Raw genomic sequence first — 26,289 nt, forward strand, 5'->3', positions numbered from 1 at the left:
CTGGTGTTGAGGTGAAAAGGCGTGCGTGGGGCGAGTTGGGGGGCGCGGCCGAACGCTGCACGCCCCCGAAAGCCCGCCGATCCTCGCACGGGACTCCCGAGGTTGCGCAAGTCCCCCGTTACCGATGGATACGCATGTCCGTTTTTTCCCTCGTCCCGCGCCTCTACCGCCCAGGGCTCCCGGTGTCCGGTATCGGCAGCGGGCGCTTCTCGATCGCCGCCGCCATCACCTCCGGAAAGAGGTCGGGCGTGCAGGCGAACGCCGGTGCTCCCAGGCCCGCGAGGGCCGCCGCGTGTTCACGGTCGTAGGCGGGAGCCCCCTCGTCGGACAGCGCGAGCAGCGTCACGAACTGCACCCCCGACGCCTTCATCGCGGCGACCCGCTTCAGCATCTCGTCCCGGATGCCTCCTTCGTAGAGGTCGCTGATGAGCACGACCACGGTGTCGGCGGGGCGGGTGATCTGCGACTGGCAGTAGGCCAGCGCCCTGTTGATGTCCGTGCCGCCGCCGAGCTGCGTGCCGAAGAGGACGTCCACCGGATCGTCGAGCTGGTCGGTGAGGTCGACCACGGCCGTGTCGAAGACGACGAGCCGGGTGTCGATGGACCGCATCGAGGCCAGCACCGCGCCGAACACCGACGCGTACACGACCGACGCCGCCATCGAGCCCGACTGGTCGATGCACAGGACCACTTCCTTCTTCACGGACTGCGAGGCGCGTCCGTAGCCGATGAGCCGCTCGGGCACGATCGTGCGGTACTCGGGCAGGTAGTGCTTGAGGTTGGCCGCGATGGTGCGGTTCCAGTCGATGTCGTGGTGGCGCGGCCGGTTGATACGGGCACTGCGGTCCAGGGCGCCCGTCAGGGTGGCCCGGGTGCGTGTCGCGAGCCGCTTCTCCAGGTCCTGAACCACCTTGCGCACGACGGCCCGTGCCGTCTCCTTGGTCGTCTCGGGCATCGCCTTGTTGAGCGACAGCAGGGTGCCGACCAGGTGCACGTCGGCCTCCACGGCCTCCAGCATCTCCGGTTCGAGCAGAAGGGTGGACAGGCCGAGGCGGTCGATGGCGTCCCGCTGCATGACCTGGACGACGGAGGACGGGAAGTACGTCCGGATGTCCCCCAGCCACCGGGCGACGGACGGCGCGGACGCCCCGAGCCCGGCCGAACGGTCCTGTCCGGGCCGCGCCCTGCCTCTCTTTCCGTCCTTGTTCCCGTAGAGCGCGCCGAGCGCCCCGTCCATCGCGGCGTCCTGTCCCGTGAGCGTGTGGCCGGTGCCGTCCGCGTCGTCCCCGCCGAGCACGAGCCGCCAGCGCCGCAGCCGTTCGTCGACGGCATCGGCCGGGCCGGACGCGCCAACCCGGCCGGCCGTTCCCGTGTTCTCGGTTCCCGTACTCACCGGCCCACCCCCACAAGGTCGTTGTCGTCGCCGACGCGGCCGTCCGCCTCGTCCAGCCCCAGCAGCAGACGCAACACCGGCAGTACGGCGCCGGCGCGGTCCGTGTCGAGGGCGGGCGCGAAGCCGGGTGTCCCGGAGGTGGTGGTCGCGAGGCCGCCGCGTGGTGTCGGCCCCCGCCGGACCAGTTCGCCGAGGGTGCGGCGCACTCCGGGCTCGTACGCCGAGAAGGTGCGCCGCAGGAGTGGCAGCACGTCGGTGAACGCGGCCCCCGGCACCCCGGTCAGCCAGGAGTCGACCAGCCCGAGCAGGCGCTCGTCGTGCACGAGCAGCATCCCGCCCCCGGACCCCCCGCCGACGAATCCCTCGATCCATGCCGCCGCGTCCGCGGGTGCGGTCCCCGGCGACAGGACCAGACCCATGAGCCGGGCCGCCTCCTCCTGCCCCAACTCCCCGTCGTCCAGCAGCAGTCGGACGGCCCGTCCCCGGACGACGCCCGGAACGGTGTCCCGCGCGCAGAGCGTGCCCAGCACGGCGTGCCATCGGCCGCGGATGCCGGCCCGGGAGTCGTCCTTGCCGCCCTCGGCCAGCAGCCCCACCGCGCCGTGCACCGCGTCGACGTGCCCCCGCATCTCCTCTGCGGCCTCCGGGTCGAGAGCCGCGCACGCGGGAGGCAGCCCGACGAAGACACGCTCCGCCAGACCCGCGGCGACCTCGGCCAGGGCCTGTGTACCCGTGCCGCGTACGTCGCCGTAGCGGAGGGAGCGGACGAGGGCGGGCAGCGCCTGGGCGAGGTGGCCCACGTCGGCGTCCAGAGCGGCGCGGTCGGCGAGGATCCGCATCACCACCGGGAGGGCGTCCGGGAGTTCGGCGAGGAGGCAGCGCTCGGCGAGGCCCGTGACGTCGGCCAGGGAGCGGGCGCCGACGGCGTCCGCCTCGGCCTTCGCCGTCGCGGCGGCGACCACGGTCGTCCCCCACACCCCTGCCTCGGCCACGCGCACCGCAAGCTCCGGCTCCCAGTGCAGTCGCCAGGTCTCCCGGAAGGTGCCCGTGCTGCCGCGTGACGCGACGGCCTCTCCCCACCCGACGCCCAGGAGTCGCAGCCGGTGCAGCAGCCTGCTGCGCCCGCCGTCGGTGTCCTTGCGCAGATCGAGCTCCAACTCCCGCTGCTGCGCCTCCGGTTTGAGCCGCAGCCGTCGCTGGAGCCGGGCGAGGTCGCGCTGCAGCGGGACCGCGGGTGCCGCCGCGGGAACCTCGCCGAGCACGTCACCGACCACGAGCCGGTCGTGCACGAGCGCGAGCGGCACGTCCGAGCCCTCGCACATCACGGCCCGTACGGCGTCGGTGGTCTCGGTGAGGCCGGGCAGGGGGCGGCCCCTCATCGCGGCGAGCGTGTCGGCGAGCCGCACCGCCTCGATGACGTGCGCGGACGAGACCAGCCGGTCCTCGTCCCTCAGCAGCCCCGCCACCTTCGTCATCCAGCGCTCTATGGGGCGGTCTGCCGCGGCGAACAGGTGCCCGTACCAGCCGGGCGAGTCGATGCCCGCGCCGTAACCGCTCACCCGTGAGAGCCGCCGGTGCGTCCAGGGCACCCACGTCATGTCGGTCTTCACCTTGGGGAGCCCTCTGAGCAGGGCCCGGTCGGCGGTGACACTCGTCCGCTGCCGTAGTGCGGGCACGTGCCAGGCACCGCACACCACGGCCACGTCGTCCCCGAACTCCCGCTGTGCCGCCCGCATCTGGAGGCGCATGTGGGCCTCGCGCACCAGATCCCGCTCGTGTCCTCCCGCCCCGTAGACCTCCCGCAGCGCCCCCATGGCCTCGGCGAGCACCTCGAACGGTGCGAACGCGTCGCCTCCCCGCACCCCCCGGTGCTCGATCACGTCCTCCCACCACCGCTCGGCGTCGTCGTACCCGGCGGTCTCGGCGAGCACGGCGAGCGGGTCGATCCGCACGGCTTCCGCGGCTTGCGGACGGCTCCCGTCCCGCGCCCCCTCCTCGTCGCTCTCCTCCTCTCCTTCCCCCATCGCCTCCTTCTCGTTCTCCTCCTCACGTCCCCATGCCAGCGTGTGCGTGGCGGGGAGGTCGATGAAGCGGGCCGGCACCTCGTGCTCCAGGGCCCAGCGGATGGCCACCCACTCCGGTGAGAACTCGGCGAGCGGCCAGAACGCCGACCGTCCCGGCTCGTCCACGACGTGCGCGAGGAGGGCGACGGGCGGTCGCATGTCCTCGTCGGCGGCGAGCGCGATCAACGCGTCCGCCTCCGGCGGCCCTTCGAGGAGCACCGCACGCGGGCTCGCCTCGTCGAGTGCCGCACGAACGGCCCGCGCCGAGCCCGGCCCGTGGTGGCGCACCCCGAGCAGCAGGGGCCCGGGCGCCCGCCGCGCCCGGCTCCCCGTATCCGGCGCGCTCACGCGCTCACCTCCCGGCACGCGCGGTAGAAGTCCTTCCAGCCGTCGCGCTCACGGACGACCGCTTCCAGGTACTCCTGCCAGATGACGCGGTCGGCCGCCGGATCGCGGACGACGGCACCGAGGATGCCCGCGGCGACGTCACCGGCTCGCAGGACGCCGTCCCCGAAGTGGGCGGCCAGTGCGAGGCCGTTGGTGACGACGGAGATCGCCTCCGCGGTGGACAGGGTGCCGCTGGGCGACTTGAGCTTCGTACGGCCGTCGGCGGTGACGCCGTCGCGCAGCTCGCGGAAGACGGTGACGACGCGGCGGATCTCGTCGATGCCGTCGGGCACGGCGGGCAGGTCCAGGGAGCGGCCGATCTGGTCGACCCGGCGCGAGACGATCTCGACCTCGGCGTCGGCGCTCTCCGGCAGGGGCAGGACCACCGTGTTGAAGCGGCGGCGCAGGGCGCTCGACAGGTCGTTCACCCCGCGGTCGCGGTCGTTGGCCGTCGCGATCAGATTGAAGCCCCGGACGGCCTGCACCTCCGAGCCCAGCTCCGGTATCGGCAGGTTCTTCTCCGACAGGATCGTGATGAGCGTGTCCTGTACGTCGGCGGGGATGCGCGTCAGCTCCTCGACTCGGGCCGTCATGCCCTCCGCCATCGCCCGCATGACCGGGCTGGGCACCAGGGCGTCACGGCTCGGGCCGTGCGCGAGCAGCTGCGCGTAGTTCCAGCCGTACCGGATCGCCTCCTCCGGCGTGCCTGCGGTGCCCTGCACGAGAAGGGTGGAATCGCCGCTGACCGCGGCGGCCAGATGCTCGGAGACCCACGTCTTGGCCGTGCCGGGCACGCCGAGCAGGAGCAGTGCCCGGTCGGTGGCGAGCGTGGTGACGGCCACTTCGACGATGCGGCGCGGTCCCACGTATTTCGGCGTGATCACCGTGCCGTCCGGGAGGGTGCCGCCGAGCAGGTACGTCGCCACGGCCCACGGTGACATCCGCCAGCGGGCCGGCCGCGGGCGGTCGTCCTGTGCGGCCAGCGCCGCGAGTTCGGCGGCGAACGCGTCCTCGGCGTGCGGCCGCAACTCCTCGCCCGCGTCCGGCGCGGACGGGGCGGTGGCCGTGGCCGTGCGCACGCCTGCCGCCTCCGCCGCGCCCCCGCTCGTGGGTGCGGGTTCGGACTGGTGCGGGCTCGGGTCGACGGACGTCGGATCGACGGACACGGACATGGAGCGGTCCCCCTTGCGGCTCGGCCGGTTCGGATCTGGTTCCACCGTGCACCACGCCACTGACAATCGGCTCTGACCTGCGGAAATGCACTGACCGCGGTCGATTGTCAGTGGTGGGATCTACCTTCGATGACATGACTCAGCAGGGGGTGCGCTGGACCGCGGATCAGGTGCTGGCACTGGCGCCTGACACCGCGTCACGCAAGGCGGGCAGCAAGCTCGGCGCGGCCGGGCCGTGGTCGGAGGCGGGCAGTTCCGACGAGGGGACGGTGTGGGGACTGTGCAGGGGAAGCGGCAGCAGGCCGTACCGGACGGTGATCGACATCGCGGACTCCACGGGGCCCGCGTACAAGTGCAGTTGCCCGAGCCGCAAGTTCCCGTGCAAGCACGCGCTGGGGCTGCTGCTGCTCTGGGCCGGCGAGGACGGCACGGTGCCGCGGGGGCAGGTGCCGAAGTGGGCGGGCGAGTGGATCGAGGGCCGGAGGAAGCGCGCGGACGACAAACGGGCGGCGGGCGCGGCCGGTTCCCCGCCTTCTGGTGATCCGGAGGCGGCGCGGCGCAGGGCGGAGCGTCGGGCCGAGTGGATCACCGCGGGGGCGGCCGAGCTGGAGCAGCGGCTGAGCGATCTGCTGCGGGGCGGTCTGGCCTCGGCGGAACAGACGGGGTACGGGCTGTGGGAGGAGACGGCGGCCCGCATGGTCGACGCGCAGGCACCGGGACTGGCCGCGCGCGTGCGGGAGTTGGGGGCGATACCGTCGTCCGGCTCCGGCTGGCCGGTGCGGCTGCTGGAGGAGTGTGCGCTGCTCCACCTCCTCGACCAGGGATGGCTGCGCCGTGAGCGGCTGCCCGACGGCCTGGCCGCGACGGTCCGTTCCCGGATCGGGCTGCCCGGCTCTGCGGACGGCCCGCCGGTGCGCGACCACTGGCTGGTCCTGGCCCAGTACGACACCTCGGACAGCCACCTCACGACCCGCCGGATCTGGTTGTACGGCGCCGGGTCGGGCCGCGCGGCGCTGGTCCTGTCGTACGGGGCGGCCGGACGGGCGCCGGAGCTGGCGTTGCCCGTCGGGCTGGCGCTGGACGCGGAGGTGTCCGCGTATCCCGGCGTGGGGCAGTCGCGGGCGGCGCTGGGCGAGCGGTTCGCTCCTCCGGCGCCCACGGAATTCCGGCCGCCCGGCGTGGACGTGGCACGGGCCGTGGCCCGGTACGGCGAGGCGCTCCGGGACGACCCGTGGCTGGAGTCCCACCCGGTGACGCTCGGTCGTGTCGTACCGGTTCCGGACGGCGACGGCTGGCAGCTGGCGGACGCCGACGGGGAGCTCGCCGTGCCCCTCACCCCGGCAGCCCGGTCCCGCTCCGGTCTGTGGCGCCTGGTCGCCCTCTCCGGCGGTGCGCCGGTGACGGTCTTCGGAGAGTGCGGCCACCGCGGCTTCTCCCCGCTCACGGCCTGGCCCGAGGGCCCGGGCGAGGCGGTGACCCTGTGCTGACGGACACCGCACCCAGCCTTCTCATCCCCCTGAAGCCCTTGTGGCCCCTGTGGCCCCTGTGGAAGGGACGCGCATGACCAGGAACCCCGCTCCCCCTGAGGCACCCGAGGGAAATCACTGGGAGGAGCTCGTGACCGTGGCGCTGCTGGGGACAGCTCGGCGTACGCCGCCGGGGGTGACGGCCGGGCGCGACGCACCGGCGGCGTTGCTGGACGCGGCAGCCGTGGAGACCGTGCGGCGACGGGCCGGGATGCGGCCGGGGCGGGCGGCGGCCCGGGTCGAGCCGGCCGCGGAGGACGCCCGTCCCGCGCTGCCGCCGGCGGCGGCGCGCAGGCTGACGATGCTCCTCGCCGACCGGCCGGGAGCGGGGAGCGGCGGGCGCAGGGGGACGGCCCCCGATCTCATGGAGCTGCTGCCGCAGTGGCTGGCCACGGCGAACCGTCAGGGCTTCGCGGCTCCTCCCCAGGCGCTGCCCGCGCTGCTGGACGCGGCCCGGGGGCGTACGGATCTGCGGCCGGCGGTGCTGGCGTTCGCGGGACCGCGCGCGCTGTGGCTGGCCCGGCTGAACACGGACTGGCGGTTCGCGCTGCGGTCGACGCCGGGCGGCGGTGCGGCCCTGCCCGGGCCCGAGGAGCCGGAGCGGATGCGCGAGTTGTGGGAGGAGGGGCTGTTCGCCGAGCGGGTGGCGCTCCTGTCGTCGATACGGGCGCGGGACGCGGCGGCGGCCCGGGACCTGCTCGCCACGACCTGGGCGACGGAGCGGGCCGAGGACCGGTTGATGTTCCTCGACTCGTTGCGGACGGGGCTGGGCGCGGCCGACGAGCCGTTCCTGGAGCGGGCGTTGGCCGACCGGAGCCGCAATGTGCGGGCCACGGCGGCGGAGTTGTTGTCCGCGCTGCCCGGTTCGGCGCTCGCCGGCCGGATGGCGGAGCGAGCGGGGACCTGCGTCGCGGTCGACCGCACGCAGGACACACCGGCGATCGTGGTGGAGGCGCCGCACGAGTGCGATCCCGGCATGGAGCGGGACGGCGTGCTCCCCAAGGCTCCGGCCGGCCGCGGTGAACGGTCATGGTGGCTGGGGCAGTTGGTGGAAGCGGCACCGCTCGGCGCGTGGTCACGGCGGCTCGGGGGCCGTACACCGGAGGAGATCGTGGCGCTGCCCGTGGCCGACGACTGGCAGGACGAGCTGCATGCCGCGTGGTGCCGCGCGGCGGTCCGGCAGCGTGACCCCTCCTGGTCCAGAGCGCTGCTGGGGACACCCGCGGCACCCGAGGCGGGCGGGCCTGGTGCCGTGTCCCTCGCCGAGCGGGCGAAACTGCTCGGCACGCTGGGGTCCGAGGAACGGGCCGAATGGGTGGCGGGGTTCATAGCCGTGCACGGGCTGTCCGAGGCGTTCCAGCTGCTCGGGGTGTGCACGGTGCCCTGGGCGGGCCCCTTGGGCCGGGCCGTGGTGGACGCGCTCAACATCGCGCGGGACGCGGGGAGCTACCCGTGGAGTTTCAGCGGGGTGATGGGCCTGGCCGAGCGCTGTCTCGACCCGGCGGAGGCCGTCCGCCTCGAAGCGCTGACCGCCGTCCCCGACGAGCCGGAGGACGCGGCTCCCGGCGCCGGAGGCTACTGGGCCGAATCCTTCCAGCGCCTGGTCACCACGCTGCGCCTGCGCGAGGCCATGCAGAGCGAACTCACGCGGGCGTGAGCGTGGGATCCGGCTGCGGGGTACGGGCTGCGCGAGGCGCGGATGGCGGCTGGGTCGAGCCGAGGCCGCAGGAACGCCCCGAGACGCGGCCTGCCCTGCCGCGTCCGCGCGTTCGTCGCGGGCGAGCCGCTGGGCGAGTGGGCGTTCGTACCAGTCGGCCGCCCGGATGTCCGCGGGCCGGCACCTTGCCTGCCGGCACCCGCGCACTGCGTCAGTGCGTCAGTGCGTCAGTGCGTCGGAATGTTCGCGAGGCCGTACCTCGCCTGCCCGCGCCCGCGCATTGCACCGGCAGCCACCCGCGTGGGACCGGCCGAGCCCGGAGGGAAAGTACCCCCAGCCCCAGCCTCCCCAGGGGCGCGGGGAACTGCGCGACCAGCCACAGGCGACCCACACCCGCCCACGCATGCACGCCCGCACGCGCACCGATCCGATCCACCCCACACGTCCCGCCGAACCGGCGGAGCCCTACGTGCCGGCAGGCTGCCGGACGTTGGCGCGCACCCAGTCCACGATGGACGTCGTCGTGGCCCCGGGGGTGAAGATCTCGGCGACGCCCTTCTCCTTGAGCGGCGGGATGTCCGCCTCGGGGATGATCCCGCCGCCGAACACCTTGATGTCCTCGGCCTCGTGCTCCTTGAGGAGCTCGATGACCGCGGCGAACAGCGTGTTGTGCGCGCCGGAAAGGATGGAGAGACCGATCGCGTCGGCGTCCTCCTGGATCGCCGTGTCCACGATCTGCTCGGGCGTCTGGTGGAGACCGGTGTAGATGACCTCCATACCGGCGTCGCGCAGCGCCCGCGCGATGACCTTCGCTCCGCGGTCGTGCCCGTCGAGCCCGGGCTTGGCCACCACCACGCGGATCGGACCGGCTGCCACACCCATCACTGCCTCCATGAACCGACTGCACCGATCTGCAGAAACTACCCGTACCGCGACCGCACGTACCGGCTGCCCGTACCTGCCACCCGTACCGACCGACCGCACCCGGCGACCGAGACGGCGGTTCACCGCCGCCGCGCCACCTCCGATGTACCCCGTGGGCACAGCCGCCTCACGCCACCCGGTCCGGGAATGTGAACGAACGTTATCTCCACCATCCCGCAACCGGCAGTTTCGCGGTGGAGACCGAGGGGGAAATCACACGAAGGGACAAGTTCGCCGCGCATCGACCCGTACACCGCGACAAACGGTTCGCACCCGGGACGAGCGCAAGGGAAGCCGCTAAGAGGTCTCCGCACCTCCGCGCCGTCACACGCGCGACGGGGTGGTGCGGCGCTTCGGTGATCGCACGACGACGGGCCACCCCGTCGCTCCACCGGTGTCACCCACACCGCACGTGCGCTGTCGCCGTCTCTCACCACCGGCTTCCCACGAGGGCACACGGGGGACAGAGGGGTCCTGCCGTGCGCCGACGGGAGGTCGGCCATGAAGGTCACCAGGGCAGTACTGCCCCTGCTTCCACTGTGCCGGCGTCTGCTTCCCGACAGGCTGGCCGGTTTCTCACTGACTCTGCTGAAGGCGACGGCCCTGGAGATCGCGATCCTCGCGGGCCACCTCCTCCTCTACCCCTCCGGCATCACCCCGGAGCGCCGCGCGTCCCCGGTCCCGCCCCGGCCCCTGTCCGAACTGCCCGACACCGATCTCGGCGCGGTCCCCGTCGCGGACGCCACCCGGCTCCCCACCCCGGAGAAGCCCCCGGTCGTGCTGCTGCACGGTTTCATCGACAACCGCTCGGTCTTCGTGCTGCTGCGCCGCTCGCTGGCCCAGCACGGCCGGCAGCAGATCGAGTCGCTCAACTACTCTCCGCTGACCTGCGACATACGGGCCGCGGCCGAGCTGCTCGGCCGGCACATAGAGGAGATCTGCGAGCGCACCGGCCGCGACGAGGTGGACATCGTCGGGCACAGCCTCGGCGGACTGATCGCGCGCTATTACGTGCAGTGCCTCGGGGGTGACGTCCGCGTCCGGACCCTCGTCACGCTGGGCACGCCGCACGGGGGCACGCGGGTCGTTCCGCTGATGAACGCCCACCCGATCGTCCGGCAGATGCGCCCGGGCTCCGGCGTGCTCGACGAGTTGGGCAAGCCGGCCCCCCACTGCCGCACGCGGTTCGTCAGTTTCTGGAGCGACCTCGACCAGTTGATGGACCCGCTGGAGACGGCGTGCATCGAGCATCCGGACCTCCTCGCACAGAACGTGCGAGTGACCGGAATCGGACATCTCGCCCTGCCGGTGCACCCGGCGGTCGCGCTCGGCGTACGACAGGCCCTGGACGTCGAGGAGACGACCGCCCGCGTCGCCGCTCATGCCGGCGGCCTGACGGTGGCGTAACCGGAAGCGGGCATCAGGGCACGGCTCACCCCGAAGCAGGGCAATGGCACGTGGGGGGAAGTGCCGTAAGCGGAAGCCGAATCGGGCTCAGGAGACGCCGTTTCTTCGAACGTTCATCGAACGCAAGGCCAAGGCTGTGCCCGTCCTCCGCCGAAAGACATCCGAATGCCCCTTTCCTGAGAAGAGGAAACCTGCTGAAGATTGTCGCGCCCTCATACCGCCGGGTACAGTCGCCGCACTGCTCTGCCAGCCCCTGTCGTCGAGGCGAAAGAGAAGTTGGTGAACGACCGTCACCCGTCGGGGACCGTAACTCCCCCGGCTCCGGCTCCCGAAGCCGCCACGGCGCATTACGCGTCCCCTGGCCAGCAGGGAGTCCCGTACGGCGACTTCACCATGTGCGACGGGTACCCCGCCACCGGTTTTGATGCCTCCGCGTCCGGCTCGTACGGAACGACGGGCAGTTACGACACAACGGGCGCCTACGCGACGACCACGTTCGACACCGATCCCCTCTTCGGCGACCTTCCCGGCAACGGGAGTGGAACCGACGGAAGCGGCGGTACGGGTTCGTACGACGCCGCGACGGGAGCGTCGCAGGGCGGTGGCTGGGCGCATTCCACCGGTGGCCACCAGACACTGAACTACGACCCGTACGCGGCCCAGCACCACGCCGCCTACGAGACCGGCAGCTATGACACGAGCGGTGTCTGGCCGGATGCCGGTTATCAGCAGCTGGGCGAGATCCCGACACAGGCCGGGAACCCGGACGGCACCGGGCAGTGGGACGCGAACGCGTGGCTGCAGGCCGACCCGGTCGACCCCACCCAGCAGTGGACCGCGCCGACCTTCGAGACGGGCACCTACGACGCCACGGCCTGGAACTCGGACGGCGGCGAGCAGCACCAGACCCGGACCCAGGTCCACCAGCCGGTGCAGACGGACCACGAGTCGTACGACCACCAGGACACGCACGACGGTCAGGTCCCGTTCGACCAGCAGGCCACCAGCACGTTCGAGCAGCTTCCGTATGAGGAACAGGCCACCGCGCAGGACGACTTCGGCCACTCCGACCGGGCCGACGACGTCGCGGACGCTGATACCCACGCTCACGACGAGTCCCCCCTTCCTGACGGCGCCGAGGAGACCGCTCCCGCCGCCACCGCCGCGCCGGGCTCCCGTGCCGCGTCCCGCGCGGCGGGCCGTTCCGCTTCCTCCCGGTCGCGCCGCCGCACCCCGCCCAAGCGTTCCGCGCTGCTGACGATCGCCGTTCCGTCGGCGTGTGTGATGGGCGTCGCCGGTATCGCCGCCGCATCCGTGACCGGTGGCGGCGGCGAGGACGAGGTGCAGACGACAGCCGCCGCACCCGATGTGAGCGCCGTGCAGCCGTCGGCCGCGAACAACCAGCTGGACACCCAGCTCGAGAACCTCTCCGCGGACGCGGACGACTTCGCCGACCGGGCGAGCCGGACGCAGGAACGTATCGACCTGAAGGCCCAGCAGGTCGCCGAGAAGCAGAAGGCGGCGGCGGAGGCGGCCCGCAAGGAGCGGCTGCGTCCGAAGTTCGCGCTGCCGGTCGCGCGGCACGGGCTCAGCGCCTACTACGGCCAGGCCGGCATCAACTGGATGTCCGTGCACACCGGCATCGACTTCCCCGTCTCGTACGGCACGACGGTGATGGCCGCGACGGACGGGACCGTCCGTACGCAGTGGAACAGCGCGTACGGGAACATGATCATCGTGACGGCCAAGGACGGTACGGAGACCTGGTACTGCCACCTCTCCACGTACAAGGTCGCCTCGGGGACCGTCGTGAAGGCCGGCGACCCCATCGCGTACTCCGGCAACTCCGGCAACTCCACCGGGCCGCATCTGCACTTCGAGGTACGCCCCGCCGGCGGTTCGGCGATCGACCCGCTCCCGTGGCTGCGCAGCCACGGACTCAGCCCGACCTGAGCCGGCCTCCGGCAGGACCGCCGAGGCGGCCGTCAGAGCCGGGTCGGACTGTGCGGACTCCTCGGACTCCTCCGGCGGCGCCACCCTCCAGAACCCGTCTATCGGTCTGAACGGCCTCGTCCTCGGATCCCGGACGGGCCGCAGGCTCGCGATCCCGCCCTCGAAGAGCCCCTGACCGCCAGGCGACCCGCAGATCTCCCGGCATCCCCGGACCGTCAGGCAGCCCAAGTCCCGCGGGCGGCTCCGAGGGCCCGGGGGAGGGCTACAGCTTCTCCACCGGCGCGTAGCGCAGCAGCAGACGCTTCGGCTTCTCCGCGCCGAAGTCGACCGTCGCCTCCGCGTTCGCCCCCGTGCCCTTCACGCCGACCACCGTGCCGAGGCCGAACTGATCGTGTGTGACGCGGTCCCCGACGGCCAGCGACACCACCGGCTTCTCCGCGGCACCCCGCCGTGTCGCGAAGCCGGACGCGCCGGAGGCGGCCGAGCGGGAGCGGGAGGAGGACAGGGAGGCCGCCACGCCACCGGCCGGACCGGAGGGCACCGCGCCCATGGACCCGGTGCGCTTCCAGTCCAGATGCGTGTCCGGGATCTCCTCCAGGAAGCGGGACGGCGGGTTGTACGAGGGCTGCCCCCAGGCGCTGCGCATCGACGCCCGCGTCAGGTACAGCCGCTCCCGCGCGCGCGTGATGCCGACGTACGCGAGGCGCCGCTCCTCCTCCAGCTCCTTGGTCTGGCCGAGCGCGCGCATGTGCGGGAAGACGCCGTCCTCCAGGCCGGTCAGGAACACCACGGGGAATTCGAGGCCCTTGGCGGTGTGGAGGGTCATGAGCGTTATCACTCCGGACCCGTCGTCGTCCTCGTCCGGGATCTGGTCGGAGTCGGCGACGAGCGCGACCCGCTCCAGGAACGCGGAGAGCCCGGCCGGCGTCTCGCCCTCACCGGCCTCCTGCTCGAACTCCAGGGCCACCGCGGCCAGTTCCTGGAGGTTCTCGATGCGGGTCTCGTCCTGCGGGTCGGTCGAGGCCTGCAACTCGGCGAGGTAGCCGGTCCGTTCGAGCACCGCTTCCAGGACCGTCGCCGGGCCCGCGCCCGACTCGACGATCGTCCGGAGGTCCTCCATCAGCGTGTTGAACCGCTTGACGGCGTTGGTCGAGCGGGCCGCCATGCCGTACGCCTCGTCGACGCGGCGCAGGGCCTGCGGGAAGCTGATCTTCTCGCGCTGGGAGAGCGCGTCGATCATGGCCTCGGCGCGGTCGCCGATGCCGCGCTTCGGCACGTTCAGGATGCGGCGCAGTGGTACGGAGTCCTCCGGGTTCGCGAGCACACGCAGGTACGCGAGGACGTCCCGGACCTCCTTGCGCTCGTAGAAGCGGACGCCGCCGACGACCTTGTAGGGCAGGCCGACACGGATGAAGACCTCTTCGAAGACACGGGACTGGGCGTTCGTACGGTAGAAGACGGCGACGTCGCCCGCCTTCGCGTCGCCCGAGTCGGTGAGACGGTCGATCTCGTCGGCGACGAACTGGGCCTCGTCGTGCTCCGTGTCGGCGACGTAGCCGGTGATTCTGGCGCCCGCGCCCGCGTTGGTCCACAGGTTCTTGGGGCGGCGCGATTCGTTGCGCTCGATGACCGCGTTGGCCGCGGTGAGGATCGTCTGGGTGGAGCGGTAGTTCTGCTCCAGCAGGATCGTCGTCGCGTTCGGGTAGTCCTCCTCGAACTGGAGGATGTTGCGGATGGTCGCACCGCGGAAGGCGTAGATCGACTGGTCGGCGTCACCGACGACGCACAGCTCGGCGGGCTGGAGGTCGTCCTCGCGGGGCGGTACGTCGACCGGGTGCTCGGAGGTGCCGACGAGCTCCCGCACCAGGGCGTACTGCGCGTGGTTCGTGTCCTGGTACTCGTCGACGAGGACGTGGCGGAAGCGACGGCGGTAGTGCTCGGCGACGTCGGGGAAGGCACGCAGGAGGTTGACCGTCGTCATGATCAGGTCGTCGAAGTCCAGCGCGTTCGCCTCGCGCAGCCGCGACTGGTACATCGCGTAGGCCTGGGCGAGGGTCTTCTCGAAGCCGTCGGTGGCCTGGACGGCGAAGTCCTCCTCGTCGATCAGCTCGTTCTTCAGGTTCGAGATCTTGGCGCTGAAGGACTTCGGCGGGAACCGCTTGGGGTCGAGGTCCAGGTCGCGGCAGACCAGGGCCATGAGGCGCTTGCTGTCGGCGGCGTCGTAGATCGAGAAGGACGACGTGAAGCCGAGCTGCTTCGACTCCCTGCGCAGGATGCGGACGCACGCGCTGTGGAAGGTCATCACCCACATCGCGTTGGCACGCGGGCCGACGAGCTGCTCGACGCGCTCCTTCATCTCGCCCGCGGCCTTGTTCGTGAAGGTGATCGCGAGGATCTGGCCCGGGTGCACCCGGCGCTCGCCCAGCAGGTGGGCGATCCGGTGCGTGAGCACCCGCGTCTTGCCGGAGCCCGCACCGGCCACGATGAGCAGCGGGGAGCCGTGGTGGACCACCGCCGCGCGCTGGTTCTCGTTCAGCCCGTCCAGGAGGGCGGCCGGGTCCACGAGCGGCCTGGAGGCGCCGTCCCGGTAGTACCCCTCCCTGCTCGGCGGCACGTCGAAGCGACCGCCGAACAAGTCGTCCGGCACGGGATCCGGCGCCTGGTCCTCGGGCGGCGGCGGGGGCTCTTCCTCGTGGGCCTGCGAGGGCTTGAGGTCCGCCAGGAAGCTGTCGTCAAAGAGGCTGCTCATCGCTCTCCGAGTCTAGGCGCCCCCACTGACACCCCGCCGCCACCCCGGAAACTCGGCGGAATCCGAACGCGGCGGCCGCCCTCACCCGGCGACGCCCCCCCGGACGCGGGAGCCCCACAGGTACCGGGCACCCCCGGCCCCTCACTCTCCCCATCGAGCCCGTCGCGTTCCGTCACCGAGTCGCGTTCCGTCACCGAGCGGGCCGAGCCGGCCTGCGCGTCGACGTGGAACCACCTGCCCGCTCGCGCCTCCACGGTTCGGCGCTGCCGCCCAATTCTGGCTGATTGAAAGCCAACGCCCTCGCCGACCGGAAGCCACCCCTCCGGACAACTCAGCACATATCAGGGACAATTGACACCGGAGGGCAAGATCAAACTTCGAGGTCACGAAAATGTATCGGGCATTTCGCACATCAAACTTCACAGGAGCCACACGAATTGGCTAACTTTCCTGTAGGCCGCTCGACCCGCACCGGCGAACATCGCCGGGCCGAGCGGACTCCGCCGAATCCGGCACGCCTTCGCGGCCGCCGGAACCGGGGACCCAACCGATCCTGGGGTGAATCGGTCCGACTCCCTCGCGGGACAAGGACCGTAGGGCAAACCTTCCGAAGCACCCGCCCGAACCCGACAGCTAACCCGGTAGGCGGATCACGGAAGGAGACGCCCTCGTGGCGCCACACCGCAAGTCGCGGCCCCCCGGTCCCATGGGCATACGGACCCCGGCCCTCGCCACCGCGGCTCTGACCTCGGTGGCCCTGCTCTCCCAGACGGCGGACGCCTCGCCGGCCACGGAGCCCACGCCGAGCACGGAGGAGGTCCAGAAGAAGATCGACGACCTCTACCAGCAGGCCGGTACGGCCACCGAGAAGTACAACGCGGCCAAGGAGAAGACCACCAAGCAGCGCAAGCGCGTCGGCACTCTGCTCGACGACGTGGCGCAGCGCACGGAGAAGCTCAACGCCGCCCGCGAGGACCTCGGGACGTTCGCCTCCGCGCAGTACCGCACGGGAGCCTCCGCCCCCGACTCGGCGTCCCTCCTCCTCGCGGACAACCCGCAGGACTACTTCGACCGGACCCAGCTGATGAACCGGCTGACGGCCCGCCAGCAGCAGGCCGTCGACGACTACGCGACGCAGCAGGCCGCCACCACCAAGAAGCGGCAGGAGGCGTCCGAGGGGCTGGAGACGCTCACCACGACGCAGAGCACGCTGAAGACGTCCAAGGCCGATGTCCAGCGGAAGCTCGCCGAGGCCCGCGCGCTCCTCTCGAAGCTGACCGCCGAGGAGAGGGTCCGGCTCGCCGCGATCGAGCGGGAGAAGCAGGAGGAGGCCCGTCGCAGGGCCGACGAACTGGCCCGGCGGCAGGCGGCCGACGCGGACCGCCGGCGGCAGGAGGCGGCCGCACAGGCCCAGCCCGGCACGGGGACCTCCACGGGAACGGGAGGCGTGCCGGGCGCCGGCCCGGGTTCCGCCTCCACCGCCAAGGCCGACAAGGCGCTCGCCTTCGCCCGTGCCCAGATCGGCAAGCCGTACGTCTGGGGCGCGAGCGGCCCCGGTTCGTACGACTGCTCCGGCCTCACCCAGGGCGCCTGGAAGGCCGCCGGTGTCACCCTCCCGCGCACGACGTGGGACCAGGTCAAGACCGGTTCGACGGTCTCCTTGAACAGCGCTCAGCCCGGTGACCTCGTCTTCTTCTACGACGACATCAGCCACGTCGGCGTCTACATCGGCGACGGCATGATGATCCACGCCCCGAAGCCGGGCTCGTACGTCCGCGAGGAGTCGGTCTACTACATGCCGATCCACAGCGTGGTGCGGCCGGCGTAGAGGCGCCGCTCGGGGCGGGGGCCCAGGGGCCCTCGGGGCGGGAGGCACGACGGGGGGCACGGCACGCGCGCGTGCCCCGGTCCGGCCCGGGATCAGGCCCGGCCGGAGATCAGGTCCAGAGAACCGCGATGAAGATGTTCGCCGTGGTCAGTGCCCCGACCAGGCCGAACAGTTCCTTCTCCACCCTCTCCTCGTCGCGTTTCACGTAGACGAGGCCGAGGATCACGACCAGCAGCGCCAGTTTCACGCCGATCTTGATGTTGTTGACGGTCTGGTCGTCGGCCTGGTTCAGGCCGACGAGGACCGCGCCGGTGACCAGCATGGTCAGCGCGCCGTGGAGCATCGCGGGGGTGAAGCGGGCCGTGCCGTCGCCCATCGCCCTCATCTGGGTGAGGAATCCGCCCAGCAGGGAGGCGATGCCGATGATGTGCAGGGCGACGAAGACATGAATGAGTACGTCCATGAGCCCGGACCCTAACCGGACGTCCGGATACCGCCTCGCACCACCCCGGTCCGGACACCCCTGCGGCAGCCTGCTCGGCACCCCCTGGCGGAGCCCATAGCACCGTCCTGCGTGCCGCTCCCCCGCAATCCGCGCTTCGGTCAGCCCATCGCGCCAAGTCGGTGGCGCCTGGCCCGGATCGCGGTCGCATCCGGTCAGCCCGTGCCCGACTGTCACCACTTCCGTACATGCCGTTACCCCGGGCACATCACCAGGTTTAGCGTCCTTCCCGAGGTGACCGGCTTCCCACCACAACCGCCCGGGCCAGGGGCGGCTGCCGGCGCCACCGCCGAGAAGGGTCCGGCGGCGTCCCGCTCCCCCTGTGCGGGCCGCCGCCGGACGTGCAACCGGCCCCTGAGAACCGCCGCCTCGGACACATCGTGTCCCGGCGGCCGTACGGAAGGAACGTGGATCGCACGTGGCAGCGCACCGTAAGCCCAGACAGCGCTCACTCGGCGGTGGTACGGCCCGTACCGCCTTCACCATCGCCCTCGCGGGGGCGGCGAGCGCGACCGGGTTCGACGGGACCGGAGCCGCTTCGCCCGAGCTGACGCCGGCTCAGGTGAGGGCCAAGGTCGACAAGTTGTACCAGGAGGCGGAGGTCGCCACCGAGAAGTACAACGGGGCGAAGGAGAAGTCCGGGAAGGCGGCGGGGCGGCTCGGCACCCTGCAGGACGAGGCCGCGCGCAAGACGGAGCGGCTCAACTCCGAGCGGGACGCGCTCGGTTCGCTGGCGACCGCCCAGTACCGGGACGGGGGCGTCGATCCCTCTCTGGCACTGATGCTCTCCTCGGACCCCGACCAGTACCTGGAGGGGGCCGCGTTCGCCGAGCGCGCAGGCAACAGGCAGGCCTCGACGGTTTCGCGCGTACGGACCCAGCTGCGCGAGATCGAGCAGCTGCGCGGGGCCGCGCACGTCGAGCTCACGTCGCTGAAGGCGCAGCAGGCGGAACTGAAGCGGCACAAGAAGACGGTCACCGGGAAGCTGGGCGAGGCGCGCCGGCTCCTGTCGGGGCTGTCGGACGAGGACCGGGCGCGGATCGGTGCGGACGACGCGGACACCGCCCGCGCCTCACGATCCGCCCCGGCGCCGCGCGACCTGGGCGCGGGTAGCTCCGCACAGGCGCCCAACTCCCGTACGGCGGCGGCGATCTCCTACGCCTACGGGAAGCTCGGCAGCCCGTACGTGTGGGGTGCCACGGGCCCCGCCGCCTTCGACTGCTCGGGTCTGATGCAGGCCGCGTACCGCGCCGCGGGCCTCTCGCTGCCCCGGACGACGTACGCGCAGATCAACGCGGGCCGACGCGTGTCCCGGTCCGAACTGCAGCCCGGGGACCTGGTGTTCTTCTACTCGGGCATCAGCCATGTGGGGCTGTACGTGGGCAACGGACAGATGGTGCACGCGCCCAACCCGTCGGCGCCGGTGCGGGTGGCGCCGATCGACGAGATGCCGTTCGCGGGGGCCACTCGCGTGGCGTGAGCGGGCCTGCCTCGCCGCAGGCGTCGCGGCCCCCACCGGCCGGGACCGCGGCCCGGCCGACCTGCGTCGCGCCGCGGAGCAGGTCGGCACGTCGACCGCACGGACTTCCAGACCGTGCGGTGGAACCCTGCCGTCAGACCAGCCGTCGCGCTGTCGCCCACCGCGTCAGCTCGTGCCGGTTCGACAGCTGCAGCTTCCGCAGCACCGCCGACACGTGCGACTCGACGGTCTTCACCGAGATGAACAGCTGCTTGGCGATCTCCTTGTACGCGTACCCGCGGGCGATGAGGCGCAGGACCTCCCGCTCGCGCTGGGTGAGGCGGTCGAGGTCCTCGTCGACGGGCGGGGCGTCGGTCGACGCGAACGCGTCGAGGACGAAGCCGGCCAGGCGGGGCGAGAAGACCGCGTCGCCGTCCTGGACGCGGAAGACGGAGTCGACGAGGTCGGTGCCGGTGATCGTCTTCGTGACGTAGCCACGGGCGCCGCCGCGGATCACACCGATGACGTCCTCCGCGGCGTCGGACACGGACAGCGCGAGGAACCGCACCGGCTGCTCGGCGTCGGCCATCAACGGCGAGCAGCGGCGCAGGACTTCGACCCCGCCGCCGCCCGGCAGGTGCACGTCGAGGAGGACGACCTCGGGGCGGGTCGCGGTGATGACCGTGACCGCCTGGTCGACGTCCGCGGCCTCGCCGACCACTTCGACGCCGGTCCGCTCGGTCTGCCCGATCTCCGCCTGGACTCCCGTACGGAACATGCGGTGGTCGTCGACGAGGACCACGCGCACGTGTCGTCCGGGGCCGGTGACGGCCGGATCGGGGGCGCCGGCCGCGCCCGCGCCGGGCGCACCGGCGTCCGGCCCGGCCGCTCCGGTCGGTTCGTTCGCGTCGCTCATGTCTCCGCCCTCTCCATCTCCAGCTCGACCTCCGTGCCGCCGCCCGGCACCGCGCGCAGCCGCGCCGTCCCGCCGTTGCGCTCCATGCGGCCGATGATCGATTCTCTGACGCCCATGCGGTCGGCGGGTATCGAGTCCAGGTCGAATCCGGGACCGCGGTCCCGGACCGACACGAAGACGGTCCTTCCCTCGACCTCGGCGAAGACCTGCACCGCGCCGCCCTCGCCACCGTACTTGGCCGCGTTCACCATGGCTTCCCTCGCGGCCTGCATCTGGGCGCCGGTCCTGTCGTCGAGGGGGCAGTCGCCGACGACCACGACCTCGATGGGAACCCCGTGCTTGTCCTCGACCTCCGCCGCGCTGCGCTTGACGGCCTCGGCGAGGGTGTCGGGCTCCTCCGCCTCGTCCTTGCCGGTGCCCTCCGGTTTGTAGAGCCAGTTGCGCAGGTCGCGCTCCTGGGCGCGGGCGAGGCGCCGGACCTCGCTCGCGTTCTCCGCGTTGCGCTGTATCAGTGTCAGGGTGTGCAGCACCGAGTCGTGGACGTGCGCGGCGACTTCGGCCCGCTCCTGCGCGCGGATGCGCATCAGGCGCTCCTCGGAGAGGTCCTGGGTCATGCGCACGAGATACGGACCGGCCAGCAGCGCTATCCCGACGAGGACGGCGAGCGCGGCCTGCAGCACCGAACCGAGGTGGGCGGCGGAGCCCTGCAGGACGAACATCCCGGAGACTCCCGCGGCGACGAGCAGGACCCCGGCCGCGGAGCGGAGCAGTGAGATCGTGCGCTTGCGGCGGCCGGCCTCCATCCAGCGGGCCCGCCGCGCATTGTCCGCCTGGCGCCAGACCAGGGCCACGCCCGCGCCGACGAGGACGGTGGGCCAGAGGTAGGCCTTGGCCCCGCCGCTCAGATCGACGTTCCCGACGAAGATCATGGCCACCACGACCATGGCGAGCAGCGCGACGATCTGGCCCTTGTCGGGCTTGCGGGCGACGAGCCTGCGGCGGCCGTCGGGCGCCGTCTCGGTGGCGAGCGCGGGAGGCCGCTGGGCGTCCACGCCGCCGACGCCGAGCGGGACGAAGAACCAGAACGACGCGTACAGCAGGGCTCCCAGGCCGTCCGCCATGAACAGGCCCACGAAGACCAGCCGCACCCAGATCACGGGCAGGCCGAGATGCCCCGCGAGCCCCCGCGCCACGCCCCCGAGCCAGCGTCCGTCGCTGCTGCGGTAGAGCTTGCGCGGAGGCCGCGGGTCCTCGACGGTCAGAGTTGCGGCTTCCGGCATGCCATCGATGTTCACATGCCGGGCGCCGCCGGGCATCAGGGTCCACCCCCGAGACTCCCCTGATCTTCGAAACCCGGCCTCCCGGACGGCGCCGGAGGGGCCGTGACGGCCTGTACGCCGCGTATGAGGGTTGTTCCCGGGGTCGATCTCAGGGTTCGGCCAGGGTCGTACCGACTGCCGCCGGGCCGCCTCGGCCGTCACCATGGACGTATGACAGATCAGCAGCACGCCGCGGCGGGCCCGGCCCCGGGTGCCGAGCCGCGGGACGCCGTGCCCGCGGGCGCCCCGGCGGCCGCGGGCGGGGGGCCGCGCCCGCCCGGGGAGCGCGGGGAGGGCGGGGACCCGGAGGTGCCCGGGGTCGCGCGCGGGTTCCGGCGCGACCGGCGGCACAAGATGCTGGGCGGTGTGTGCGCGGGGCTCGGGCGGCAGTGCGACATGGACCCGGTGATCTTCCGGATCGTGCTCGCGGTGCTCTCGGCGACCGGCGGCATCGGCCTCATCTTCTACGGCTTCGCCTGGCTCTTCGTCGCCTACGACGACGAGGAGGAGAACGAGGTGCGCAAGCTCCTCACCGGCCGCGTGGACGGCCATGCGCTGGCCGCCGTGCTGTTCGCCCTGGTCGGGTGCGGGGTGTTCCTCTCCATGCTGAACAACAGCGGCGTGCTGACCTTCGCGGCGACGCTCGCGCTGCTGCTCGCGGGCGCCGGCTACTGGTCGCGGCAGCGCGGCGCCCACGACCCCGACCCGCTCGCCGCCCAGGCCGTCGCCGACGCCCCGCCGGAGGCCCAGGCCCCGCCCGTGCCCGCCTCCTTCCCCTCCTGGTGGCGGGAGCCCATCGTCAAGGACGGCACGTACGAGGGCGGCACGGGCTATCTGTGGGGCCCCAGGGGCGCGCGGGAGCGTGACATCGCGGCGGCGGTCACCATCGCGCACGGCGGCGGTTCCGGCAGGGATCCGCGGTCGCGGGAGGCCACACCGCGCGGCTCCCGCTGGATCGGCGGCTGGGTGTTCCTGCTCGCCCTCCTCGCGGGCGGGCTCGGTACGAGCCTGACCTGGGAGGACCACGCGCTCGGCACCAGTCTGCAGACCGGTCTGGCCTGTGCGCTCGCCGTGCTCGGCCTGGGCATCGCGGTGAGCGCGTTCCTCGGGCGTACGGGAGCGGGGTCGGTCTTCCTCGCGATCGTCACGGCGGCCCTGCTGGCCTGTTCGGCGGCACTGCCGAAGGACATCAGCACCCATTGGGTGCGCACGGACTGGGCACCGGCCACGGCGTCGGCCGTACTGGACGACTACAACGTCGGCACGGGCGTCGGCACACTCGATCTCAGCGGGATCGACCTGGAGAAGGGCCAGACGGTGACGACGAACGCCGAGGTGGGCATGGGGCAGCTCAAGGTGGTCGTCCCGAAGGACGCGACGGTGAAGCTGCTCATCGAGGTGGGTGTCGGTGACATCCAGTTGCCTGGTGACGACAAGCAGGACGTGGACGTGGCTCCCGGCAAGCACAAGGAGCTGACCCTCGCGCCCGCGGACGGGAGCAAGGACGGCGGCACGCTCGACCTCACTCTCGAAGTCGGAATCGGACAGGCGGAGGTGGCCCGTGCTGCGTCATGAGTTCCAGCCCGGCCGGCTCGTCGCGGGCTTCTTCCTCACCCTCACGGGGGTCGTCTACGCCGGCGACGCGGGCGGCCTCTGGGAGACCCCGTGGTTCGCGGTGATCCCGCTCACCAGTGCGGGGCTGTGCCTGGCGGCCCTGGCGGGCAGCGCGGCGCACGGACTGCGCCGTCAGCGCGGCGACCACCGCGAGCTGCCCGGGCGGGACGACAAGCACGTCCGCGGCTGAGCCGCGGACGTGCGGAATGCTGTACCCCGGCGAGGGCGGGTGGCTAGTAGGCGCCCGTCCGGTGCCTGCGCCGGGAGCGGATCATGGCGTCCACGGAGAACACCGACGCGCCGGCCAGGACGAGGGGCAGCCAGGCCATCAGGTAGGGGAGGTCGTTGCCGTAGTAGTACGGGTCCGAGGCCCAGCTCACCGTCAGCCAGAGGCTGAGCGAGATCAGCGCCCCGCCGAACGCGGCGAGGCGGGTGAGGAGGCCGATCAGGGTGCCGATCCCCACGGCGAGCTCACCCAGGGCGATGGCATAGCCGAAGCCGACGGGGTTCTTGAGGGACAGGTCGACGAGGGCGGGAATGGCCGACGAGTCACGGACCGCACGCATCATGTCGCCGATGGAGCCCGCCCCGGCGTCGGACATGAAGGCACTGTCGGTGAGCTTGTCCAGCCCCGCGTAGATGAAGGTGACACCGAGGAAGACCCTCAGCGGAAGCAGCGCGTACCGGGTGGCGGTTCCCCGCCAGTCACCGCCGCCGCCGTCGTCCGTGTACCCGGAGTGTGTGTCCATCCGCATGCCGTGAGCCATAGCCCTCCGCCACCTCTCGAGCGCGCCGAACGGTTCACCCCTCAACAGACAATACGTACGACTGCGAGTCTCCGCTCAGGACAGGACGCACAAATTTTCACCACGTCCGCCCGAACATCCCTTTTGGGCCTCGATGACCCGGTGGCCCGGTGGGAGTTCCGCCGACGCGGCCGGTCGCCCGGCGAGGGGCCGGCCGGGTGTCCCCGGGCGGCCGAGGGACCTGCCCTCAGTCCGTCACGTCGATCTCCACCCGGTTCGTCTCCACCCCGGCCGCGGTGACGACCTGCACCTCGACCCGCCCCGGTTCCACGTCCGCGGGCACCGGCACGGTGAGCACCGCGTCGGACGGGTTGCTGAACCCTCCGGCCACCGGCACCAGCGGCACATGCACGTGCACCGCGCCGATCCGCACCACCATCCGGGACAGCCGGTCCGCGCTCTGCGCCCCGGGCGGCACGAACCCGGCGCCCCTGATCTCGATGTCGTCCCCGGTCCGGATCGGCGCGTCCAGGTCCCCGGCCTCGCGCGCCCGCACGACCGAGAGGATCACCGGCCGCCCGCCCTCGGCGTACTTCCCGGCGACATAGGTGGCGGCCGACACCAGTACCACCACCGCGAGACCCCACGGGAGGTCCGGCAGTTGGTCGGGCCGCCGCGCCAGCCGTACCGCCGCGAACACCAGCGCGACGGCACCCAGTACGACGTACTGCGTGTCCGCGAAACTGCCGCGGCCGGAGTCGTCGGTCAGCAGGTCGGCGGCCCGGGGCCGGTCGGCCCGTACCTTCTGCAGCCGCTGTCCGAGAACCCTCAGCCCCACCACCCGCCGCACCAGGACGGCGATCCCGCACACGACGGCGAGGACGGTCACGATGCCCGCGCCCCGGGCGAGTTCGAGCCCTTCGATCAGGGCGTCCCGTTCCGTGTGCGAGGACGCTCCGGCCAGCCGTCCCGCCAGCAGCAACACCGCGTAGACGACGAACAGGACCCAGCCGGCGGCCATCACACGGGAGGTGGACAGCCGGTTGTCCTCACCGATGACCGGTGCCAGCACCCCGCCGCGCGCCCGGTGCAGCCACGAGGCCGCAGTCAGCAGCCCGCCCACGACGACCGCGGCGAGCAGCCCCGCGGTGCGCGCGGGCGTCCAGCCCGCCCCGATCGCGGTGAGTGCCTGCACCAGCAGCAGGATCCCCACGAAGCCCCATACGGCCATGACGGTCCGCCGCCACACGAGGCCGAGCCACACCTCTCCCTCGGCCCGTCCACGCTCGGCGACGAGGTCCGCGGACTGGGTCAGCGCGTCGGACACCCACTGCCGGGATGCCCCGGCCGAGTGCGCGACCGCGGCGGGCAGCCCGTGTCCCGACGCCAGTTCGTCGCGCTTGGAGAGGAACGCGGCGACGGCCCGCCGATGGCCCTCGCGCGCCCCGTGCGGACAGCCCCCGCAGGTGCAGCCGCCCTCGTGCGCGCCCCGACCGGCTCCCCGGCCGGGGTCACGCCCCATGCCCTGTCCAGCCTCCTGCACCGCCACGCCCGTTGCCGCCTTCCGCACCGCTCCGTCGAAAACCTGATCGGGCGTACAACCGCCCACCGCACATCTGCGCAGCCGCACAACCGCCTTGTGACGACAGCGCATTGTGCCGTACCCCACACCCCCCGCAGCCGCCAGGTCTGGTCAGCGCGGGTGAACCGCCCACCCCCGTGTTGACCCGGCTGCGAGAATTTCCGTATGGCCGAGATCATCCAGCGCGACGGGACCTGGGCCTTCGACGGCAGTACGGTCCGGATCACCCCGGGCCTGCACCGTTCCGTGCCGCTGTTCCGGCAGACGTACGGCGAGGTCGCCGTGCCCCTCGAAGCGGTCTCGGGGGTCGTCTACGAGCCCGAACGCAAGCGCGGCCGCCTGCGTCTGAGGCTGCGCGAGGGTGCCGACCCGCTGCTCCAGGCGACCGGGGGACGGCTGCCCGACGCGGCCGATCCGTACCGGCTGTCTGTGGACATCGACCGCTCGGGCGTCGCCGAGTACGTCGCCGAGGAGATCCGCCACGCGCTGCTCCTCGAACAGGTCCCCGAGGAAGCCGCCCGGACGTACCTCCTGCCCGGCCCGCCCGTGCCCGTCTCGGTCCGCTCCAGCGACGGCACGGTGTCCTTCGACGGCGTCCAGGTCCGTATCGACTGGAGCGACACCTCCGACCGGGTGAAGCGGGCGACGGGCCCTCGCATCATCGGTCTGCCGGATCTCGTGCGGGTGGAGTGGCTGCCCAACTCCGGTTACGAGGACGGTTTCCTGCGGTTCGTGACCCACGACTCGGTGTTCTCCAAACTGCCGCCGGAGAAGGACCCGTTCGCCCTCGACCTGTGGGGCAGCACGCGCCGCGACCTGCTCACGGCCCTCGTCGCCACCGCGGTCATGGCCCGTCTCCCGCACCCGTCCACGCGGGCCGGCGACCACGCACAGGGCGATCCGCCGCGCCTGCCGTCCGCCCCCGGCGACACCGCTCGGTCCCGGCCGTCCCCGCGGGACGACCACGACGTCCTGCTGCGCCGGCTGCGGGAGCTGGGCGAACTGCACCGCGACGGCGTGCTCACCGACGAGGAGTTCGCGACGACGAAGGCGGCCGTGCTGCGCGGGTTCTAGGACCGGGGCGGTCGCTCG

The 26,289-nt window shown here is 72.4% G+C and carries 19 protein-coding genes and 1 riboswitch; of the genes, 9 read left to right on the forward strand and 10 right to left on the reverse strand.

Annotated features, from left to right (window positions below):
• Positions 1-163: 163 nt before the first annotated feature.
• From O1Q96_RS40100 to O1Q96_RS40110, 3 genes are read right to left on the reverse strand one after another with little or no spacing between them, the layout of a single operon-like run.
• Positions 164-1,393: a VWA domain-containing protein gene (locus O1Q96_RS40100; RefSeq protein ID WP_419587018.1), complete on the reverse strand. Its 1,230-nt coding sequence runs from the start codon at positions 1,391-1,393 to the stop codon at positions 164-166.
• A complete protein-coding gene (locus O1Q96_RS40105; protein ID WP_269252787.1) occupies positions 1,390-3,804 on the reverse strand; it encodes a DUF5682 family protein in 2,415 nt (804 codons plus the stop codon). The genes O1Q96_RS40100 and O1Q96_RS40105 overlap by 4 nt, the downstream gene beginning before the upstream one ends.
• On the reverse strand, positions 3,801-5,015 hold the full coding sequence (locus O1Q96_RS40110) for an ATP-binding protein (RefSeq protein WP_269252788.1): 1,215 nt from the start codon (positions 5,013-5,015) through the stop codon (positions 3,801-3,803). The genes O1Q96_RS40105 and O1Q96_RS40110 overlap by 4 nt, the downstream gene beginning before the upstream one ends.
• A gap of 134 nt (positions 5,016-5,149) precedes the next feature.
• Here O1Q96_RS40110 and O1Q96_RS40115 point away from each other — a divergent pair, with 134 nt between their 5' ends.
• Positions 5,150-6,502, forward strand: coding sequence for an SWIM zinc finger family protein (locus O1Q96_RS40115; protein ID WP_269252789.1), 1,353 nt, complete (start codon positions 5,150-5,152; stop codon positions 6,500-6,502).
• 73 nt (positions 6,503-6,575) lie between these two features.
• Positions 6,576-8,198 (forward strand): DUF5691 domain-containing protein, encoded by a 1,623-nt coding sequence (locus O1Q96_RS40120; RefSeq protein ID WP_269252790.1) that lies wholly within the window; start codon positions 6,576-6,578, stop codon positions 8,196-8,198.
• 465 nt (positions 8,199-8,663) lie between these two features.
• Here the strand turns inward: O1Q96_RS40120 and icmB are convergent, their stop codons facing one another.
• Positions 8,664-9,080 carry a coenzyme B12-dependent isobutyryl CoA mutase small subunit gene (icmB, locus tag O1Q96_RS40125; protein WP_269253914.1) on the reverse strand — a complete coding sequence of 139 codons (417 nt, stop codon included), beginning with the start codon at positions 9,078-9,080 and terminating at the stop codon, positions 8,664-8,666.
• A 543-nt stretch (positions 9,081-9,623) separates the two neighbouring features.
• On the opposite strand from icmB, the gene O1Q96_RS40130 reads away from it, so the two are divergent.
• Together O1Q96_RS40130 and O1Q96_RS40135 are read left to right on the forward strand one after the other, a co-directional pair.
• The gene (locus tag O1Q96_RS40130; protein ID WP_269252791.1) at positions 9,624-10,529 is read left to right on the forward strand and encodes an esterase/lipase family protein; all 906 of its coding nucleotides are present in this window, start codon (positions 9,624-9,626) and stop codon (positions 10,527-10,529) included.
• Between the two features lie 279 nt (positions 10,530-10,808).
• Entirely contained in the window at positions 10,809-12,482 is a 1,674-nt protein-coding gene (locus O1Q96_RS40135; RefSeq protein WP_269252792.1) for a M23 family metallopeptidase, read from the forward strand.
• Between the two features lie 262 nt (positions 12,483-12,744).
• On the opposite strand, the gene pcrA is transcribed toward O1Q96_RS40135, so the two are convergent.
• Positions 12,745-15,231: a DNA helicase PcrA gene (gene pcrA, locus O1Q96_RS40140; RefSeq protein WP_269252793.1), complete on the reverse strand. Its 2,487-nt coding sequence runs from the start codon at positions 15,229-15,231 to the stop codon at positions 12,745-12,747.
• 491 nt (positions 15,232-15,722) lie between these two features.
• Positions 15,723-15,894: riboswitch (cyclic di-AMP (ydaO/yuaA leader) on the forward strand.
• 7 nt (positions 15,895-15,901) lie between these two features.
• Here pcrA and O1Q96_RS40145 point away from each other — a divergent pair.
• Complete coding sequence (locus O1Q96_RS40145) at positions 15,902-17,059, forward strand: C40 family peptidase (protein WP_269252794.1); 1,158 nt, start codon at positions 15,902-15,904, stop codon at positions 17,057-17,059.
• Positions 17,060-17,168: 109 nt separating this feature from the next.
• Here O1Q96_RS40145 and O1Q96_RS40150 read toward each other — a convergent pair whose 3' ends face one another.
• A complete protein-coding gene (locus O1Q96_RS40150; RefSeq protein ID WP_269252795.1) occupies positions 17,169-17,522 on the reverse strand; it encodes a hypothetical protein in 354 nt (117 codons plus the stop codon).
• 457 nt (positions 17,523-17,979) lie between these two features.
• On the opposite strand from O1Q96_RS40150, the gene O1Q96_RS40155 reads away from it, so the two are divergent.
• On the forward strand, positions 17,980-19,041 hold the full coding sequence (locus O1Q96_RS40155; protein ID WP_269252796.1) for a C40 family peptidase: 1,062 nt from the start codon (positions 17,980-17,982) through the stop codon (positions 19,039-19,041).
• A 133-nt stretch (positions 19,042-19,174) separates the two neighbouring features.
• Here the strand turns inward: O1Q96_RS40155 and O1Q96_RS40160 are convergent, their stop codons facing one another.
• Entirely contained in the window at positions 19,175-19,936 is a 762-nt protein-coding gene (locus O1Q96_RS40160; RefSeq protein ID WP_269252797.1) for a LuxR C-terminal-related transcriptional regulator, read from the reverse strand.
• Complete coding sequence (locus O1Q96_RS40165) at positions 19,933-21,216, reverse strand: ATP-binding protein (RefSeq protein ID WP_269252798.1); 1,284 nt, start codon at positions 21,214-21,216, stop codon at positions 19,933-19,935. Before O1Q96_RS40165 ends, O1Q96_RS40160 begins: the two co-directional genes overlap by 4 nt.
• 210 nt (positions 21,217-21,426) lie before the next feature.
• Here O1Q96_RS40165 and O1Q96_RS40170 point away from each other — a divergent pair, with 210 nt between their 5' ends.
• Together O1Q96_RS40170 and O1Q96_RS40175 are read left to right on the forward strand one after the other, a co-directional pair.
• Positions 21,427-22,830 carry a PspC domain-containing protein gene (locus O1Q96_RS40170; protein WP_269252799.1) on the forward strand — a complete coding sequence of 468 codons (1,404 nt, stop codon included), beginning with the start codon at positions 21,427-21,429 and terminating at the stop codon, positions 22,828-22,830.
• Positions 22,817-23,059, forward strand: a complete 243-nt coding sequence (locus O1Q96_RS40175) for a hypothetical protein (protein ID WP_269252800.1) — start codon at positions 22,817-22,819, stop codon at positions 23,057-23,059. The genes O1Q96_RS40170 and O1Q96_RS40175 overlap by 14 nt, the downstream gene beginning before the upstream one ends.
• A gap of 43 nt (positions 23,060-23,102) precedes the next feature.
• On the opposite strand, the gene O1Q96_RS40180 is transcribed toward O1Q96_RS40175, so the two are convergent.
• Together O1Q96_RS40180 and O1Q96_RS40185 are read right to left on the reverse strand one after the other, a co-directional pair.
• Positions 23,103-23,636, reverse strand: coding sequence for a DoxX family protein (locus O1Q96_RS40180; protein ID WP_269252801.1), 534 nt, complete (start codon positions 23,634-23,636; stop codon positions 23,103-23,105).
• Between the two features lie 226 nt (positions 23,637-23,862).
• A complete protein-coding gene (locus O1Q96_RS40185) occupies positions 23,863-25,164 on the reverse strand; it encodes a hypothetical protein (protein WP_269252802.1) in 1,302 nt (433 codons plus the stop codon).
• 198 nt (positions 25,165-25,362) lie between these two features.
• Between O1Q96_RS40185 and O1Q96_RS40190 the strand changes: the two genes are divergently transcribed.
• Positions 25,363-26,271 carry a DUF4429 domain-containing protein gene (locus O1Q96_RS40190; protein ID WP_269252803.1) on the forward strand — a complete coding sequence of 303 codons (909 nt, stop codon included), beginning with the start codon at positions 25,363-25,365 and terminating at the stop codon, positions 26,269-26,271.
• Positions 26,272-26,289: the final 18 nt, after the last annotated feature.

It is taken from the genome of Streptomyces aurantiacus (assembly GCF_027107535.1).
Classification (GTDB): domain Bacteria; phylum Actinomycetota; class Actinomycetes; order Streptomycetales; family Streptomycetaceae; genus Streptomyces.